The sequence below is a fragment of the Kiloniella sp. genome (assembly GCF_048270245.1).
In the GTDB taxonomy this organism is placed as follows: domain Bacteria; phylum Pseudomonadota; class Alphaproteobacteria; order Kiloniellales; family Kiloniellaceae; genus Kiloniella.
In genome coordinates this window covers 112,770-130,990 of the sequence record NZ_JBLWTH010000005.1, presented here as the reverse complement: position 1 = coordinate 130,990, position 18,221 = coordinate 112,770, and the positions used below count along the sequence as shown (strand labels likewise).

The 18,221-nt window shown below is 43.9% G+C and carries 17 protein-coding genes; 6 read left to right on the top strand and 11 right to left on the bottom strand.

The window, feature by feature from the left end; genetic code table 11:
* Position 1 precedes the first annotated feature (1 nt).
* The 6 genes from ACN0W5_RS12880 to ACN0W5_RS12855 all read right to left on the bottom strand — a co-directional run bounded on the left by ACN0W5_RS12880 (position 2) and on the right by ACN0W5_RS12855 (position 10,710).
* On the bottom strand, positions 2-1,267 hold the full coding sequence (locus tag ACN0W5_RS12880; RefSeq protein ID WP_417454494.1) for a DUF1835 domain-containing protein: 1,266 nt from the start codon (positions 1,265-1,267) through the stop codon (positions 2-4).
* A gap of 174 nt (positions 1,268-1,441) precedes the next feature.
* Complete coding sequence (locus ACN0W5_RS12875; protein WP_417454493.1) at positions 1,442-1,768, bottom strand: DUF3088 family protein; 327 nt, start codon at positions 1,766-1,768, stop codon at positions 1,442-1,444.
* Positions 1,769-1,814: 46 nt separating this feature from the next.
* Positions 1,815-2,267, bottom strand: coding sequence for a VOC family protein (locus ACN0W5_RS12870; protein ID WP_417454492.1), 453 nt, complete (start codon positions 2,265-2,267; stop codon positions 1,815-1,817).
* Between the two features lie 109 nt (positions 2,268-2,376).
* Positions 2,377-4,083: an EAL domain-containing protein gene (locus ACN0W5_RS12865; protein WP_417454491.1), complete on the bottom strand. Its 1,707-nt coding sequence runs from the start codon at positions 4,081-4,083 to the stop codon at positions 2,377-2,379.
* Between the two features lie 70 nt (positions 4,084-4,153).
* Positions 4,154-6,397, bottom strand: a complete 2,244-nt coding sequence (locus tag ACN0W5_RS12860) for an ATP-binding protein (protein ID WP_417454490.1) — start codon at positions 6,395-6,397, stop codon at positions 4,154-4,156.
* 326 nt (positions 6,398-6,723) lie between these two features.
* Positions 6,724-10,710: a DNA topoisomerase gene (locus ACN0W5_RS12855; protein ID WP_417454489.1), complete on the bottom strand. Its 3,987-nt coding sequence runs from the start codon at positions 10,708-10,710 to the stop codon at positions 6,724-6,726.
* 263 nt (positions 10,711-10,973) lie between these two features.
* On the opposite strand from ACN0W5_RS12855, the gene ACN0W5_RS12850 reads away from it, so the two are divergent.
* Both ACN0W5_RS12850 and ACN0W5_RS12845 read left to right on the top strand, forming a co-directional pair.
* Entirely contained in the window at positions 10,974-11,423 is a 450-nt protein-coding gene (locus ACN0W5_RS12850) for a terminase small subunit (RefSeq protein WP_417454488.1), read from the top strand.
* A gap of 52 nt (positions 11,424-11,475) precedes the next feature.
* Entirely contained in the window at positions 11,476-12,939 is a 1,464-nt protein-coding gene (locus ACN0W5_RS12845) for a terminase (protein WP_417454487.1), read from the top strand.
* Positions 12,940-12,943: 4 nt separating this feature from the next.
* Here ACN0W5_RS12845 and ACN0W5_RS12840 read toward each other — a convergent pair whose 3' ends face one another.
* The 3 genes from ACN0W5_RS12840 to ACN0W5_RS12830 are packed head-to-tail and all read right to left on the bottom strand — an operon-like array spanning position 12,944 to position 14,462.
* A complete protein-coding gene (locus ACN0W5_RS12840) occupies positions 12,944-13,378 on the bottom strand; it encodes a hypothetical protein (RefSeq protein ID WP_417454486.1) in 435 nt (144 codons plus the stop codon).
* Between the two features lie 59 nt (positions 13,379-13,437).
* On the bottom strand, positions 13,438-13,830 hold the full coding sequence (locus ACN0W5_RS12835; protein WP_417454485.1) for an NINE protein: 393 nt from the start codon (positions 13,828-13,830) through the stop codon (positions 13,438-13,440).
* Between the two features lie 38 nt (positions 13,831-13,868).
* A complete protein-coding gene (locus tag ACN0W5_RS12830) occupies positions 13,869-14,462 on the bottom strand; it encodes a hypothetical protein (RefSeq protein ID WP_417454484.1) in 594 nt (197 codons plus the stop codon).
* Positions 14,463-14,723: 261 nt separating this feature from the next.
* On the opposite strand from ACN0W5_RS12830, the gene ACN0W5_RS12825 reads away from it, so the two are divergent.
* Positions 14,724-15,146 carry a hypothetical protein gene (locus ACN0W5_RS12825; RefSeq protein ID WP_417454483.1) on the top strand — a complete coding sequence of 141 codons (423 nt, stop codon included), beginning with the start codon at positions 14,724-14,726 and terminating at the stop codon, positions 15,144-15,146.
* 205 nt (positions 15,147-15,351) lie between these two features.
* Positions 15,352-15,534: a hypothetical protein gene (locus ACN0W5_RS12820; protein WP_417454482.1), complete on the top strand. Its 183-nt coding sequence runs from the start codon at positions 15,352-15,354 to the stop codon at positions 15,532-15,534.
* Between the two features lie 22 nt (positions 15,535-15,556).
* Here the strand turns inward: ACN0W5_RS12820 and ACN0W5_RS12815 are convergent, their stop codons facing one another.
* A complete protein-coding gene (locus ACN0W5_RS12815) occupies positions 15,557-15,820 on the bottom strand; it encodes a hypothetical protein (RefSeq protein ID WP_417454481.1) in 264 nt (87 codons plus the stop codon).
* Positions 15,821-16,124: 304 nt separating this feature from the next.
* Positions 16,125-16,286, bottom strand: a complete 162-nt coding sequence (locus ACN0W5_RS12810; RefSeq protein ID WP_417454480.1) for a hypothetical protein — start codon at positions 16,284-16,286, stop codon at positions 16,125-16,127.
* Positions 16,287-16,742: 456 nt separating this feature from the next.
* Between ACN0W5_RS12810 and ACN0W5_RS12805 the strand changes: the two genes are divergently transcribed.
* The gene (locus ACN0W5_RS12805) at positions 16,743-17,894 is read left to right on the top strand and encodes a hypothetical protein (protein WP_417454479.1); all 1,152 of its coding nucleotides are present in this window, start codon (positions 16,743-16,745) and stop codon (positions 17,892-17,894) included.
* Complete coding sequence (locus ACN0W5_RS12800; RefSeq protein ID WP_417454478.1) at positions 17,894-18,205, top strand: hypothetical protein; 312 nt, start codon at positions 17,894-17,896, stop codon at positions 18,203-18,205. Before ACN0W5_RS12805 ends, ACN0W5_RS12800 begins: the two co-directional genes overlap by 1 nt.
* Positions 18,206-18,221 lie beyond the last annotated feature (16 nt).

Below are 18,221 nucleotides of genomic sequence, written 5' to 3'. Positions count from 1 at the left end.
TCTAGGTAACCTTTATTCCCCCGACCCAGCGAGATGAGGATGTAAGATCCTGATAATCCAGGGCGCCCGATAATAGCCTTTTGCCGGTATCGGTAATACTAATTAATCGTTCAGGCCAAGGCTGAGGGGCTTGTGTTGTCTCATATTGAATTAGGGGGATTTTGCATTTCACTAACTGGCTTAGTTCGTACCAGTACATAAGATCGCCCAGATAGGGGAGAGGCTCATATTCCTTCATTAATATTGAAAATAGGTTTTTGCCTTTTATCTGGCCTTTGTCTGCAAGAATACGCAGTGTCAGTTCGTGTGTGAGACCAAGCCCATTATGGGGCGATGGTAATTCTTTTAGATGCCGCTTTAGGGCGTTTTTCATTAAGGGAAGGATGGGGGTACCTTCTGTAATGATTGTTTCCAACTTATCAGGAGTTTCCTGTTTTAGTGCATTCCAAATTCTTTCACCCAATAAAAGTTGATCGTCGGTTATGGGCGTACGTTGATTTTCCCACAGCCATATCAGTAATTCCGGGGCAAGTTGGCCAAGACCGACGAAATCGGGAACGCCTGGGACGCTATCTATGCAGATTAGTTCTAATTTTGGGCGCGTGATAAGTGACGATAGATGGTCGAGTAAAAAAGCAAGAATGAGTTGATCATAACTATCGTGTTCGAACCATAAAACAACACGATCATAATCCCAAAGTTGATCCAGCTTGTCGTAGGCAATTGCTTGGTTTGCCGTGACCTCATTCAACGGAATGCCGTAAGAGGAAGAGATAAACTCTGACCGTTTCTTTCTGAGTGTCGCTGTACTTCCCTTAGGGATCGGGCCTTGACAAAAGGGATCGTTAAATTCGTGAAACTCGCCTGTAAATCCAGCCACCTTTAAGCTATGTTTGATGTCTGAGCCACAGCGAATATGTAGGGTGGTTGCGTCATCCAGATTTGGGGTATGTCCTGAACGTATCTGGGCTTGTTTAATTCGAAGCTGATCACAGTGGGTTTTGAGTTTTTGCCATGATGCAAAACCATTTTCACGTGCGATACAAAGTTGGCAATCAGCAAGGATAGCGTTGTTTATATCTGCTGTTATCTTTGATGCGCGGGGGTGATAGCGTTCTATCTTGTCTAGTGCCTTTTGGTCATGCTTTTTGACAGCCTTTAAAAGCTCTTTTGCTCGCTTTTTTTGTTGCTCGTAGTTGATAGAGCCATGGAACATCGTTCGGGGAAGTTGTGGCGACGTCAAGTCAAATTCAGGCTGAGTATTCATACGATTATCCTCTGTCTAAAAACCTGTGTCCGCCATTCAGGTTAGGAAATCGTTTATATAAATCATAAACTTATTTTTGGGCGCAGCCCTTTCCGCGAACATGGAGGCTTAAGAAAAGCCAAGAAATGTATGCCATGTGCGAAAAGGGGCGTCAATACTGGTTATCTTTATAAGCTATGGGTGAGGGGACGCTCCGCCAAAGTTTTTTGCCAGATATGCTGTGATTTCTATCGGATCAATTATACTTTCCCGCTCATTTAGAATGAGCACTGGTAGCCATTGATTTTCTTTGCCTAAGTATTGAATGATTTCTTTTCTTGGTTTCGCATGAGAAATGCGTTTGATTTCGACATGGTTACCCCAATGTGGATTGATCGCAAGCGCACCCTCGATCATTGCACAGTGAGTACAAAACCAGCTGTTATTATTGGGTGAAGGGATTTCTCGATCTTCAAAAGGCATCTTGAGTATAAAGAGCACGGGTTTGTCCATTGTGATCATTTTTCAAGTTCCTTTATTTTTATAATAGGTATTTTTATAGTAGGTATTATTGAGGGGCTTCCCCGGCGGGTACACCGACACAGATTATATAACCATCCGGGTCTTTCAAGTAGAGTTCGTGCATCCCATACCATTGTTGCAAAGGGCCTTTGATAACAATGTCCCGAGAGGCTTTTTTAAGAATTACTTCAGGATCTAACCCGCGGAAATAAATCGTCCCAGATGGGGTTGGCGAACTCTTTGCACTAAAGGAGGGGAGTTCATCTGACAGGCTTTGGGCCGTTTGTAACATAATTTGACCACCAGGTTGGTTTTTGGAGTTTCCGTCAGGATTTTGAGCTTTCCATTCTAATGTTGCAAAGGCTGCACCTGCACCATTGCCTTCGAAGGCAACATCCCTTTGTGGGGAGACGAGAACGACAAGTTCCATCCCTAAAATCTCTCTATAAAAATTAAGGGATGCTTCTATGTCTGTGACCATAAGGTTGGGAATTATCATTTTATGCTCTGAGTAATAATTGGGGAGGAAAAGGTATTTTGAAAGCGCGTGATCATCGCATCATCACACGGACGATGCAATTTTCTGAACATAAAGAAATTTTGTAAATCTATGCAGTCTGTCGTTGCTTCACCCAGGCGATAAATTCATCTGCGGGAACAGGGCGGCTTATATAATAACCTTGCGCAGAATGGGCCCCTTGACGCCTTAGGAACTCCAGATGATCTTTTGTTTCTACGCCTTCACCAACAATGTGCAAGTTCAATGCTTTGCCAAGATAAATTACGGCTGTTGCTATGCCCGCGTGCTCTGGGTCGTCCATGATGTTTGCTATAAAAGAACGATCAATCTTTAGAACGTCAAATGGTAAGCGTTTTAGGTAAGTTAGGGATGAATAACCCGTTCCAAAATCATCCAGTGCAAAAGAAAACCCCATCTCTTTCAATTCACGCATTTTTACGGCGGTTTCTTCGATATCGGCCAACATAGTGCTTTCGGTTAACTCTAATTCTAGCTGTTTCGGGCTGACCTTGGTTTCTTTGGTGATTTGTTCAATCGTTTCAACAAAGTTTGGTGCATGAAATTGCTTGGCGCTGATGTTAACCGAAATTCGTGGAATGCCCGCAAAGCTATGAATTTGTTCACAGGCCATTTTGAAAATTAAAGCCCCAAGAGGATGGATAAGCCCGCTTTGTTCTGCGGATGGAATAAAATCAAGTGGGGAGATCAACCCTTTTTCCGGGTGCATCCATCTAACAAGAGCCTCTGCACCAATAACAGCGCCTGAGTTAACGCAAACCTGTGGTTGGTAATAGAGTTCAAATTCATTTTTCGGGATAGCTTTACGCAGGTCATTTTCTAGCGCCAGCTTATATTTTACTGATTTTTCCATTTCTTCCTGGAAAAAACTGATAGTGTTGCGTCCAGACGATTTTGCTTCGTACATCGCTGTGTCAGCATGTTTTAAAACCGTGTCGGCACAGGTTGTATCTTTCCCGGAAAACAGCGTTGCACCAATTGATATACCGATGTGTAATTGATGATCCCCCAGTTCAATGGGAAGTCGCAAAGTGTTTATGATGTTATCTGCAATCTGTTGCGCTTTTAACGCTGCTTCTTCTTTTTCTTTCGAAATCTCGGGAAGAAGAATGATGAACTCATCCCCCCCAGGCCGGGCGACTGAATCTGTTTCGTTTAATACAGAGCTAAGTCTTTTGGATACTTCGATTAATAGGTCATCGCCAACAGTATGCCCAAGAGAGTCATTGATTATTTTAAAGCTATCCAGATCGAGAAATAGCAAAACGCTGTGACGTTGAGTGCGCGAAAATCTGATCAAGGTTCGCTCTAGGCGATCAAGTAGTAAATTTTTGTTAGGTAATCCTGTAAGAGCATCGTGATAGGCAAGGTATTGTATGTGTTCTTCTGCTTTTTTGTGCTTTAACGAATAACGAACGGCCATTTCAAAAGAATAAGGCGTTAATTCTTCTTTCAACAGAAAATCCTGGGCGCCTGCCTCCATGGCCTTTAGATCAGCTTCACGACTATTTTCTTCAGAAAGAAAGATTACGGGAACCATAATCTTAAGATCATTTATAATGTGGTGAACAAAATCGATCCCATCTGGGCCTGTTGATTTGTAATCCAGCAGTACAAGATCGTAATTTTGCAGCCTGATTTTTTCGGTCCCCGCGATTAAGCTGGTGACTTTGTCGTAACGGTAATTATTATGAAAAGCCTGCTCAAGATAGCTTTTCACCTGCTTATTTTCTTCTTGTTCGTCCTCTAGGAGCAATATTTTAATTTGCTCTTCCATGCTGTGGTTTCCTGTGTTTTTTGTTTTATATTGTCAGAGTTGGTGCATTTTTATTTGTAAAATTCTTATGTCAGGGACTTTTTTCTTGTTGTGCTATAATTGTTCGGGATGCAGGGAAGGTTAGGGTTACTTTGGTTCCAACAGTAACTTTGCTCTCAATTTTCAACTTCCCACCCAAAAGTTTCATAAAGCTGTGGCAGAGGAAAAGGCCAAGCCCAGTTCCTTCATGTTTTCTGGGGTGCAAGCGATCGGTTTGTTCAAAAGCGTTCATTGCACACTCTAAATCTTGTTCAGACATTCCGATTCCGGAATCTTTGACTGATATTTCAATCCCGTTGTTTTCGTTAGTCGTGGCGTTGACAGCAATAGTTCCCTGTTTTGGCGAATATTTGATCGCGTTGGATATCAGGTTGTTTAAAATCTGAATAATGGCGCGCTTATCCCCTTTTAAATGGGGAAGGGTTGATGGGATTTCCATCTTGAGAGACTGATGGGAACTTTCGGCCATTAGTTCCAACTGCCGAAATGATAAACCAATTAATTCATCTATTTGCAGAGGTTCGTTGGTCAGTTCGTATTTGCCCGCCTCTATTTTTGAGAGGTCGAGTATATCATTGATGAGGCCGATTAAGAGAGTTCCGCTATTATGAATATCCCGGACATATTCATCGTATCTGGGGTGACCTAATTTACCAAAGGTTTTGTGCCGCATAATATCGCTGAAACCGATAATAGCAGTCAAAGGTGTTCGTAGATCGTGGCTCATATTCGCCAAGAAATCGGACTTGGATTTGTTGGCTTTTTCTGCTTCATCGCGGGCTTTTTTTAGCTCGTGTTCTGCTTTGGTGCGTTTTGTGATGTCCGATGCTGAACCTCTGTGTCCTTTGTAGTTGCCTTCGTCATCATAGAGGGGAATTCCATTAATCAGAGCGTGGTATATTTGTCCGTTTTCATCGGGGTATTTATAATGGAAGTCTTTAATTTCTTCCTGTTTGTCCAAGGCTTTTTGGTAATCTGCCCAATCTTTTTTCTTCATAACATCCCCTGCCAGTTCCTGGCGGGTCATCCCTTGGATTTCGATGAATTTTCTACCTCTGTAACCTTGTTTCTTACTGGCTGATTCCCAAACGATGCGCCCCTTTTCATCTGTCTCCCACAGCCAATCTGATGCTGTTGATGCAAATTCTTTGAATCTCTCTTCACTTGTCCGAAGGCGGCGTTCAACTTTTTCCAGCTCATTGACCATCGAGTTGAAAGAAAGGACAAGATCATTGGCTTCTTTGAGGATGAAGGACCTAAAGGTTGGTATTCTTGCGTTTAGTTTACCCTTTGCAACATCGCCGGCGGCATAGACCACGGCCTGCATGGGCATGGAAAGATAACGTGCTAGCCACCAACTAATCAGGGCAGCCGTTAATATGCCGAGAAGGGTAATAATGATAACAGCCGTTCTGACACCGCTGGCGCGTTCTTCTAATTCTGATAGAGGTTGGGGAATCATAACGCCCCACCCAATTTTGGGTAGAAAAGTAAACCCCGCGATCATGTCAGTCTCTATAGCTGGCGAATAAAACGTGGTGACCCCAGTTTGCGCCGCCATCATTAGGGATACAGGTTTGATGTGGGATATGTCTTTTATTTCGTTCCGCCATGTAGAATTGGGGTGGGATAGAACATGACCTTTATGATCAACAATCGTTGCGTGCCCTAACTTACCAAAAGAAATGTTTTGCCCCATATCAACAATATAATCTGTTTCTAGCGCCCCAATAACAAGAGAGCCATCAGGGGTGAATTTAATGAGGTATATTGTTGGTTTACCGTGGGAGTTATGAAGCGCAGGGGAAAAGAAAACGTGGTCAGGTAATAATTTTGCCTGTTCAATGTCGAGGGATAATTTCGATAGCAATTTGTGTGAAATTTGAGTGTTGTTTTTTATTGGTTCTTGCCCTTGCCAATCTGATTCAATGCTGAAAATTCGTCCGGTTTTGTCCGTTATGTGAAGATGATTGAAGCGAACGATCTTCATTAGGGCGGCTATTTGTTCTGTTGGTTTATCGGTCTGAAGATAATGGGTTGAAACACGGAAAATTTGTTCTGCATCCTTGGCGAAACGATCTAATGTACCCGTTAGGTTTTTTGCTAATAATAGATGCTTATCTTCTATTGCGGTATATTCATTTTCAATGGCCGATTTCTGTGTCCAAGCGGCAAGAAAGAAAACAGGTACAGTCGAGATTAGGGTGAACCCGATGAATAACAGGTGATGGAGACGCACTTTTTTTGGGTCTGACTTCTTACCACCTGCTTCCATTAAGGTTCCCCGATTATCCCCTTGATGGCTGATTTCTGTCAGCCCAGTGATAGCGTGATCTTCGTTATACTAGGAATAATACAATCTAGGGATTTCTAATTCATTAATACGCAACCTATGATCGGAATTAGGTGCGTTTCTTATTAATATCCTAACAGAAGAGCAGTAGATTACGCTATATCCATGCGATAGAGATGTATACAGTACAATTGAAATCAATGAGGTTGGCTGGGAAAATGCCTGAGCATCTACGTATTTCTTAGGATGTTTTTGAGGTGATTCCGTGCGAGTGTGTTCAGGGGTAACGGAGTGTTTCGTATTACGTTTTATTGTTCCCCAATTTTTTTACCGATCAGAATAACCCGTTCGTTTGCGGAAGAGAGGCTTTGTAGCAGATTGTTTCTAAAGCCCGGATCATTCTCGTTACCCGGATTTGTATTTAGGTCATCTGGACCTGTCAGCGGAAGTAACAGAACTGTCGCGACAGAAAGATTATCCTGAGATTTATTGACGGGTAGGGCATAAGCCAGATTCAGGTGATCCAATTCACCAAAGGCAAAATCGTGAGTTTTACCATTGAATTCTAGGCTTACACGACCATCGTCCATATAGGATATACGGTCATCTGGTTGTGGTATTTCGTCCCGGGTAATATCTTTGATAAAGCCAATGTCGCCTGTCATCAAATCCCGGTCTGGATCGTTTTGTAACAGTATGACTTTGTCACCGATTTTATATTGGGTGCCAAATTTTTGCAGGGTTAAACCTGTGTGCCCGTCGTTAAGCAAGCTTTGCAGTTGAGGTATCAGGTTCTGAGGGGCAAGCATTCCCTTTGCCATGCTGATGACCTGAATGTCTTTTATGGAATTGTATTTAAAGCTTTTGGGTAAGCGGTTTTTAATGACTTCGGCCAGTTTACGTTGTGTATCTTGCTCATTTTCAGATTCAATATAATAGAATGTTCCTGGGTTTTGTGTATCTGAGGTACAATCAAAACCCTGATTGTTATTTAAACTAAGCAAATTTCCTGCGCGTTTATTATTCTGGTCTTGGGTAGATAGTTGATCAAGTAAGAGAGTATTGTTGTCACCAAGATCGAGCAGTTTATCCAGTACGCGGCCCGAACCGGGAAAAGCATTTGCTGTGCTGCTTCGCATCAATACCAGACCTGAGTTTTCGGGGAGGGCATCCAGCACAGCAAGGGTTGTTGATCGATCTAACAAGTCAGCTTGATCAATAATCAAAAGCTGGCAATCCAATTGTTTTCGTGCGTTGCGTTTAAAGGTTTTTGTCTTGGAATTATATTCCAGAAGTTTGACAATCGAGACTGTATCTTCGTCCAGTGCCGCGCTGGTCTTCTTTGTCTGAGTAGAGGACGGAACGGCGATCAATGATGATATGTTTTTTGCGCTGACGATTTTGGCAAAGGCTTTGATAACATCATCTTTACCGGTTCCGGCAACGCCTTTGAGGGTGGATAATTTGTTTTTTAGTAATTTAGCAACAGCAGCTTTTTGATGTTCCGACAGATCAATTTTGTCACGATTGATAACCCAATCAATTGCCTTTTGCGTATCAATTTCACCCCAGGGAACAGTCCCTTCGGACAGCACATTCAACCGTTTTTTGATTTTTGAATTTGTTTGCCAGTCCTGTTTCAAAATCAGGAATTCTTGAGTGCTTCCAGTCGCATCTTTTTCTTTGTAGGCGTGTATATGTTTGGCTTCTAGCTCTGTCGTCAGAGCTTGTTCTAGTATGTCTGTCGGAATATCCAAACGTTTATTCAATAGCGCCAGTAGATTGCTTTTTTCGCGTGCATCAGCGGCCTGTAGGAGCGCGTAATACAATGCCGCGCCAGCACGTTCCAGACCGTGCGCTTCCAGTCCAAGTCGATGTGCAATGCAATCGGGTACTTCAAAGGGGACACCCTTTATATCGCGGACGATACAATAGGGATTGTCTTTTAATTTCGCGATTGTGTCTTGCCCGTAAGCATCAAAAAGACGGTAGGATCTTGCGGGGTCAACACTATGGTTGTGTAGGAAGGTGGTAATTTCAGAATGTGTCTTCCTATCTTCGGACCAGTCTTCCAATAGCTTGATTTTTCCCTTTGGCAGGGATGTTTCTGTTGCAAGCTTTTCCGGTGTTTCCACGATCACCTTTAGCGTATCGACCCCAAAGCTTTCGACCAATTGCTTTGCTGCTTTTGCCCCTAGCCCTTTGATCATGCCGTCAGAGAGTTGTTTTTCAAGGTTTGCGAGGACTTTTTCCGGGCTTGGCCCTTTACCACCAAGATGTTCATCCAGAAATTCACGACAGACATTAAAGTCTGATGTATAGCCCTTGGGGAGTTTTACCCCCTTGTTCTGGGCAACGGACTTTGCCGTTTCCTTCATTTTATCCGTTGGTTTGCCCTTGCCGGCATTTTTGGGCATGGCCACACCTGTATTGATCTTTGGCGCGGTTGCAGCACTGGTTTTGAGGATGCTGATAAGGCGTTCTGTATCATTCCCAATATCGTCCCAAACCTGTCGTGCCGTCTGTTTCCCTTCGAGCACGTCGTCCATGTTCATTTCCCACATGGCGGTAACACCGGGATCAACCAGTTCCGGGGCTGCTGCTTTCAGGGTTTTGTATAGGGTCAAGCCTGCGTCCGTTGGAACGATGTGTTTTCCGCTTTGGGCAAGGAAGTTTTGTAGTTTCAGACCTGTAATCACGGCTGCGCGCGTGGCCGGGGTGCCGATACCCTTGGCTTCTTTTAGGCGTTCTTTCAGATCCTTGTTTTCAACAAAACGCCAGGCATTCTGCATGGCATCAATCAGAGTTCCTTCGTTATACCGCGGAGGTGCTTTGGTTTTCTTGGTATCGGTTATCACAGGGGATAGAACAGCAATGTCGCCGTTCTGAATGGGGGGAAGTTCCCCGGCGTGATCTTCCTTTTTTTCCATGACATCGGTATAAACGGCTTTCCAGCCCTGTTCTTTTGGAATGTTGCCTGTCACCTTGAAATCGAGAATGTTCTCTTTTTCTTGACCGGTGTCTTCATCAGGCAGGGTTACGGGAACGTCCATAGACACACTGGTTGATTCATAGACGTAATCAGGCATCAGGATCGCGAGATAAGAACTGGCTACCAGATCGAACATGCGTTGTTCGTCCTGGGTCAGGCGTGCATAGATGACTTCTACACGATCCATGGTGTTTTTATTCGGAACAATCGCGTGGTGGGATACGCCCTTTAAACCTGCATCAGAAAAGTGACCGGATTTTCCTTTGCGCACTTCGGGGGATGACAAGTCAATTCCTTGATATTGCGGAAGCTTGGTTAATCCCTGAATGATTTCGCCGATGTCTTCTATCTGGTTTTCTGCCAGATACCGGGATTCAGCACGGGGGTAGGTCTGGATCTTCTTGCCTTCCCCGTCGTAGAGTTCCTGGGCAATGTTCAGTGTTTTGTCGGCGCTCCACCCCCAACGGCGGGCGCATATCTTTTGTAATTCTGGCAGGTCAAGAAGGCGCGGTGGCTTTGTTTTCTTGATTTTCTTTTCTGTTTTCAGCGGACCTTCAAAGCCTTCGACAGCAGCGCGGAGCTGTTCTGCCTTTTCCGGGTTTAGTATACGGTCTTTGGGGGCGTGACGAAGGTCTAGTTCGCCACTTTCAGCCTTGGCCGTTGCAACAAGGTGGTAATAATCCTGCGGCGTGAAATCCAGAATTTCCAATTCGCGCATACAGACAATTGCCATGGTCGGCGTCTTTACACGGCCAATACCGATTGCGCCGTATTGTCCGGGTTGTTTGAGGGCGACCGTGGCAGCACGGGTTAGGGATAGGTTATAAACCTGATCCGCTTGCTGACGTACAACTGCTGCTTGGCCCAGATTATGATATTTATCATTGGGTTCCAGATTCTCGAACGCTTGTCGCAGGGTCTTTTCATCCTGCGCGGTGAACATGGCACGCTGAACCTGACCTGAAAATTTATAGTGCCGTAAAATCTCTTCACCAATAAGCTGTCCCTCGCGGTCACAGTCGGTCGCGATGATGACACGTTCTGCGGTTTTTAGGGCCTTGGCGATTGCCTCAAGCTTGCTTTTTGCTGAAGGTGATGCATCAGGAGCTGGACAGGTTGGGTAGAAATCATCAGGTTTGAGCAAGTCAAATGACCAGCGTCCCCAACTGCTTTGAATTTGTTGTGGTTCTTGCAGGCTTAACAGGTGTCCTTCTGCTGGCAGGATTTGCCCGTATTTACTGCCGATTGCCGCTTGAACATCGCGCTTTTGCGAGGTTTTTTCCGTAATAATAATGGTGGACAATCTAAAACCCTTTACCGTCACTCAGCTCTACTATGCTTTTACAGTAAAGAAGGGCGTGGGATAAAGCCTCTCTTTTGAAAAAATGTGTTTGTTGAGGACTGGATTTGGTTTTTCCCTCTAAATGAATTTCTTCTCAAAGTTCCTGATGAATTGTTCGGCTTGCCTGTTGATTATAAAATAAGGGCGGGGAAGTGGGCGTGATTTTTGCCTTGGATAAGTAGATATCCTTTCCCCATTTCTGTTTTATATCTGGGGGAGGAAAAATGAGTGATCCGGATCTAAAGCAGCCGTTGAGCGAGCGACAAAAGAGGTTTGTCGAAGAATATCTGGTGGATTTAAACGCCACGCAAGCTGCACTTCGGGCAGGCTATAGCCCTAAATCAATTAAGCAGAGCGCCAGCCGAACGTTGAAAAATCCTTTGGTGCTAGATGCCATTGAACATGCGAAGGCCGCGCGTTCCCAGCGCTTACAGGTCGATGCTGATTACGTTCTGAAAGGGGCGGTGGAGCTGTTTGAACGTTGTATGCAGCGTAGCCCGGTCGCGGATGCCGATGGGGAGTACAAATTCCAGCATACCGGGGCGGGAAAGGCGTTAGAGATTATCGGGCGGCATGTATCGGTTCAGGCCTTTAAGGAAAAGGTTGAAATGTCGATTGAAAATGAACTGGTTGATCGTCTGATGCGCGGACGCAAACGCCTAAAGAATAAGTAAGTTTTCTCGTCTTCTGGTCACCATTTTTCCTATCTGATTATAGAGGTATCTTATGACCCATGGGGTTGATCTGGATCTTGCCGAAGATTGCGCGCAGTTCTATGCAAATCCGCTTGGCTTTGTTCTGTGGGCCTTTGATTGGGGACAGGGCGAATTGGCCGACTTTAAAGGCCCGCGCGACTGGCAGTTGACCTATCTGGAAGATCTGGGCGTGCAAATCACAGAACGCGGATTTGATGGTCTTCACCCCGTTGCTCCAATGGATATGGCGACGGCATCTGGGCATGGTATTGGCAAATCAGCGATGTCGGCGTGGCTTATTCTCTTTATTATGTCAACGCGGCCCTTTGCTAAAGGGGTTGTGACGTCGAATACAAGCGATCAGCTGCGTACAAAAACCTGGGCCGAGTTGGGGAAGTGGCACAAACGCTGTCTGACCGGTCATTGGTTTAACTATAGCGCAAGCAAAGGCAATATGGCGCTGGTCCATAAACGTCACCCCGAAAGCTGGCGGTGTGACGCGCAGACCTGTCGCGAAGAAAATTCTGAAAGTTTTGCCGGATTGCACGCCGCGAACTCAACGCCCTTTTATCTGTTCGATGAAGCATCAGCCGTGCCGGATAAAATCTGGGAGGTTTCCGATGGCGGTCTGACCGACGGTGAGCCCATGCGCTTTGTCTTTGGCAATCCAACCAGAAACTCGGGGCGCTTTTTTGAATGTTTTAATCGGTTACGCCATCGTTGGAAAACCAGACAAATTGATAGCCGTTCAGTGGATGGAACCAACCAGAACCTGATGCAGCAATGGGTCGAGGATTACGGCGAAGACAGTGACTTTGTTCGTGTGCGTGTGCGCGGTGTGTTCCCTAGAGCTGGATCAACGCAGTTTATCAGTGGTGCGATTGTTAAAGCGGCCCGAAATCGCCAGCTTTCGGCGCAACCACAAGATCCCCTTGTCATTGGTGTGGATGTTGCCCGGTTTGGCGATGACCAATCGGTGATTTTGATACGGCAGGGGCGCAAGGTACTGGAAATCAAAAAGTACCGGGTGGATACGATGACACTGGTCGGACATGTGGTTGAGGCCATACGCCAATATCGTCCAGACGGTGTGCTTGTTGATGGTGTGGGCGTTGGTGGCGGCGTTGTCGATCGCCTAAAGCAATTGGGTCATGACTGCATTGATGTGAATGCAGGAGCCAGAGCGCAGGACCAGAAGACTTACATGAACAAACGCGCTGAAATGTGGGGCAAGATGCGCGACTGGCTCAAGGGTGGCGATATCCCCGCTGATGATCAGGAGCTTGAAACAGATCTGACAGCCATTGAATACGGCTTTGATGCCAAGAACAGACTACAGCTTGAGCGCAAGGAAGACATGAAGAAGCGGGGATTGCATTCGCCAGACGTAGCAGATGCACTTGCACTGACCTTTGCCGAGGATATAGCCAAGTGGTCAGAGGATGACTACGGCGATATGGAGGTGGCTATCTCGGATTATGAGCCGGGGGGGTGATTGATTAGCCTGTTGTATCATTATTCCATGTTTTTAGTACAGTTTGGCTCCACACTCTCGCATTTTCTTTAGCAATTTTGAGAGTTTCGAGCATTTTGTTTGAGCATTTGTAAGAGTTATGAGTCTCAACCTTATTGGCAACTGTTGAAGCTATTTCTTCTAAATAGTAAGAAATTTCTACATCTCTTTTTAATACAATATAGATTGTTGAACGCGGTATTTCCAACTCCAGACCTTTAGTAATTACTGAAATATCAGTGTTAAAATTTTTTGTCTCTTCACTTGATAAATAATTACATCTTTTGTTTATTTGTTGCGCCTGAATTATCATTGCGTAAGAGGTAAAGACTTTTTCTAATATTTCTTTCGTAAGCTTCTCTGCAGAAGCTGTAACAGTAAACGTAGATAGCAGAAAAACAGATAGCAAAATTTTTGTCATGTCGCCCCCTATTGCTCACGAAATCTAATGTTCAATCCGTATGTATGCCAGGGTTGTGCCTAATCGAACGCTTCAACCTGTTGTTGTGTGAGAGTGTTGGGCTGTTTTTTGAGTTTAAAGTAGAGCCAGAAGAGGTCGAATGTGAGAAACAGCGGGGTTATCCATATGAAGATTACAGTGCCTATAAATAATAATTTTAACGCTTGTGTATGCCTCGAACTTAATACCGTCTCCATCATGCCAATAGGATTAGTGAAAATTTGTACGCTAACGATATATAGTTGTTCTGAAGGAACATAAACTATTAGTTCAGCTATAAAGTAGATGAACAAGCCACCAACCACACTCATCGCCAAAGCACTTTTCTTATACCCCAAATACCACCGATGCCCACCGAAGACACCAGTGAACAGACAGAGTAAGTACGCTATGGGGAGGGATTTATTGGGCATGTGATAATATTAGAGAGTTATCATAGCATTATTTTTAATTATTTCACAAAAGCCTTAAGGCGATGTTGCATAGAGATAAAGTAGTAACCGTCAACTCTATGAGAAAAATCAAATAAATCTTCTTTAATTTCATTGTAAGGCTTCTCAAACAATCTGCTAATCATCTCAGTTTGGGATTCATTTCTTTTTATATATGTTGGTCCTGCATATGCCTTAGCCAAACGATCAAGATGGGATTCTATACTTAATTCCTTTAAATTGTGATGAAGATCTTTATCAGCAGTACCAGCATGAATTTCTACTCTGTGTAAAACACCCAAATTAAAGACAACAAAAGCAGTTACGTATTGCTGTAAGTCAGAACTATATAAACTCAGACTCATTAATTCCTGTGATTTTTTTAACTGGAGTGGATACTCATTTTGAGGCGTCCTTCGGAATCCTAATTTTGTAAGACCTTCTCTCGTCGTAGATTCAGAAATAGAGTTTACTTTTGTTGTGATAAATTGGGGGAAATCTCGAGTAACATTTTTTGTTCTTGTGTCTGCACCTGGTAAGGTTTGAGCAATTGAATGTGGAGAGTTATAGATAAACAAAAAGCAACAAAACACAGTTGTTAAAATAGTTCTCAAAATGGTCTCCTGAAAATATTATTTTATGAGAAGAATTATGCAGAGATAAAGTAACAATAATCTAGAGATTATGTGTTTATCTTTCCAAATATAAAGTAAGAAAAATGAAGAGGAAAATTTCGCCAAACCAAAAGCCTGTTTCTTTGGACCTCTGTAGGCCTAAGATCTCTCATAGAAACATCCGTGATGAAGTGAATGATTGCTTTATGACACATATAATCTTCCTGTTTGGTGATCGTTGTTCGAAACAGGAGTTATTCTATGACAACACTTAAAATGTTAATCGTTGCTTTGTTTGGAGTTTTCTTATCAACTGCTGTTGTGGCCGGTAACGGTAAAGCGGTATCGTCGCATTGGATGGCAACAGGGGAATCTGCGACCAGCTTATGGGTGAGTAACATTACTGAACATGATTTGAAGGTAAATATTGTGTTCTATGATGAGCATGGAACTGCGTTAAACCCTGATCTGTATTATAACTTTGAAAACTCTAATACCGAGATTGCTGCTGGTGATACTGGTTATGTAACCATTCACAATGATTCCTATGGGTATGCTGTGATTACCTGGGAAAATAAAGGGACTGATGACGATCCCTTTGGTTTGGTTGCGCATTCTCACCGTGGTGGCGGATCTGTTCCTTGGCGTGCGTCTATTTTGATTAATAATGGCCAGCCTTTTTAATTTTCACTGTAGGATTAAGCGAAATTTTTAAACAGAATTAAGGTCCTGCGGGGCTTTAATTCTGTTGTTTCTGGTAAATATTGTTTTGTATTAAAGCAGCAACGAGTTAAAGCACTCTGCTTGGTTTGTGTTTTATATGAACCTTTTGGATAATATCGCAGACTAACAGTACAAATCTGTATGCAATTTATTGTCGGAGGGCAAAATGGGGTTCATTCTTTTTCTTGTTGGTCTTGTCGGTGTCGCGTTTGGGATGTGGGGCATGTATACGGATGCTGGCCGGGTGAGGTTTGATGAAATGGATGGCCTTTACCCGATGTTCAGTGCCTTGGCCGGCGGGATTTTGATTATCATTTCCATCATCGTGATTTATTATCGTAGCCGATAAAGAAGGGGCCCTTCAGACCCTATTAGAACTTGTCAAAGCTGCGTGCGAGAAAGAACAGGCAGGGCAAAGCTGCGTATACTGTTGCAACCAAAAGCCAGAATTGGGTGAGCTGATAGTAGATATCAGGCTGATTAACAAAGAGAAAGTAACAGATCCCCGCCGCATAAAGAATTGTCAGGATCATGCTTATGGCGGGTGTAACGCGTTCGCTAACCCAAACCGACAAGCAAAGATGGGGAAAGAGTACCAGTAAAAACAGGTCTAAGAAGTGTTGTTTGGAAATCATCAGAGGGGATTGCCCTGTCTTGTTTGGATTGTCTGCATCTAGATATCTCTTGAAGGGAGCTTTAACCCAAATCTCGGTTTTATCTAGGGGCTGTTTCTAATTTGGGGAATAGTGGGCAAGGGCTATTATGAAGTCAAGAAATGATGAAATAGCGATTTTTTCAGAAAATGATTGAAAAGATACCTAATTTGATTAGGGTTAGGTGCGACTGATTGATTGTACCGAGCGCCGCAAACCTTTACTAGGGGCGCGGCGTTTTGGGTTTTTGCCAAGTATTTTGATCCAGAAATCTGAGTATGATGAGTTAGCGACGCATATTTCCAAGTGCGTAACCAATGGTAGAGCCAACCAGCAATAAAAATACTGTCGTAATCCCAAAGGCACCACCGATAAAAATGATACTAAGCCAACTTATGGCAAGAGCAATTGTTGCGCCGATCAAGGCACCAAGGAAACTATTTTTCATTGTTATTTGCCCTAATAATGTGTCTTTATAGTTGTATTGATTTTGTGGTAAAATTTGACAATGGTCAATAGTTTGTTGTGAGAGAGTTATGACTTGGAAAGAGGCTCTATTTGCAAGTCAAGACGAAGGTAAGTTGTTAATACGCTGAGTTCAAATGCTTTTAACCTGTTTTGTGATACGAAGGTTTGTCGGAGATGTTTTAAACAGGGTATATAATCACTCAGGTTGAGGTCGGACATGCGTTCTCTAATTTAGTCCTATGATACTTTTTATACCATCAATATTGTTGGTAATATTGTTTTGGGAAAATCCGTCTTTTTTGAAAAGTAAGCTCCACCGAAAGTGGAGCTTTTTTTTGTATGGATAATGGGGCGCAGCACATTTTGTCGCTGATAACCGTAAGCAATCAAAAAGGTTTCGAAGTTTTGAAGCTTTTTAATTGAGGAGATTTAAAACGTGAGGAAAAGGCAAAAGGTTTCGAAACGAGGAAATGCTTTGGCTCGTTTGGCAACAAAGGGGCGATTTGGTGATACAGAGTTGGTTCATGTTAATAAACGCGAAGCCGCACTGTTAAAGGCATTGGGGGGAAGCGGCACTGTAAACCCGAAAACCGGGTTTAGAGAGTTCTATGATGCACCTGGTGATAATGAAGCTGGTGCTAATTCTCCGCAAGATAATACCGGTCTTGATGGGCGGGGAAGGGACCGAAGCAATGAAAACGATAATGACCCAAATGATAATAGAGATAAAGATGGAGGAGAAAACAGAAACCCGGGATCAATAGATAATAATAAGACAAAAGGGCCAGCTGGTAGTCCGAAAGCTGATAAAACCAAAGAGTTGGCAGATAAACACAGGGCTGCTTTAGAGAAAGAGTATAACGCAATAGAGCAGGAAGAAGCAGAGGAAACTGGATCTGGTTGGCAGCATACACCTGATGCCCCGCCTGGATATTCGGGAAGCAGAGTTGATTGGGCCAGACAATATAATCGAGCGAATGGTATTGCGACTGCGAAGCTCAGCCCTCTCACAAAAAGTCAGTTGGATAATATTCAAGCCGCTGCTTCACCTGTAGAACGCAGAGCGCTTGCCCGAACTTACGCAAAAATAAATAACCCCGGTACTTATACTTTTTCTCGGATTGCAAGCGCTTTTCTGCCGGGAATTGATGCCTACCCAACCTATTCTCTGGATACAGAAACCTTTGGCCAGCCAGCCTGGAGTAAATCATATAACCCCGGAGAACAGGCACTTTCATTTATTTCTAGAAGTCATGGTTATTCTGGTATAGCGGGGCAGGCTTCGAAGTTTGCTTCTTTGGCCGGGTACCCAGTCGGGAAATCCTATACCAGTGAAGTTTTGGATAGTGTGCAACGACAACAAAGTGCGGTTGCTGCAGGACGACGGAGCTTACAAAAAGAAGCTGAAAAAACGAGAGGTAAATCCGTTTTTGAACGGGCTTCGCAGCAATTATATCCTGAAGCGTTAACCGAGGATGATCCGTTCAATTATGCTGTCGGTGTATCGCAAGGGAATTCACCTGTTCGCAGGGCACCAAATCTTTCAGCACTAAAAGCCAGACGGGCTAATTTCGGGAGGGTGAGATAATGCAACTGACTTCGACGAATTACCGGGCGCCACGCCCAGCCAGAAAATCTGAGGCGTCTGAGGGAATTCTTGTGTCTCAAAAGGCTCGACAGAATTTTGGGCGGCCATTTGGTTCCTCGCAGGGGCGTTATGAAGATACGCGGAGTTTGAGGACGATCAGGCGTCCCCCAGAGGATGTTTTGTATCCAAATGCAAACAAACCAACGTCTTTGTTATCTCCTTATACCAGCTTAACCCCATCACCTGTTCGACGAGTTCGCGGTCTGGCGACGTTGAATTTACATCGCCCTGAGTATAGCAAAATTCGATAAGAATTTTTCTTCGTTA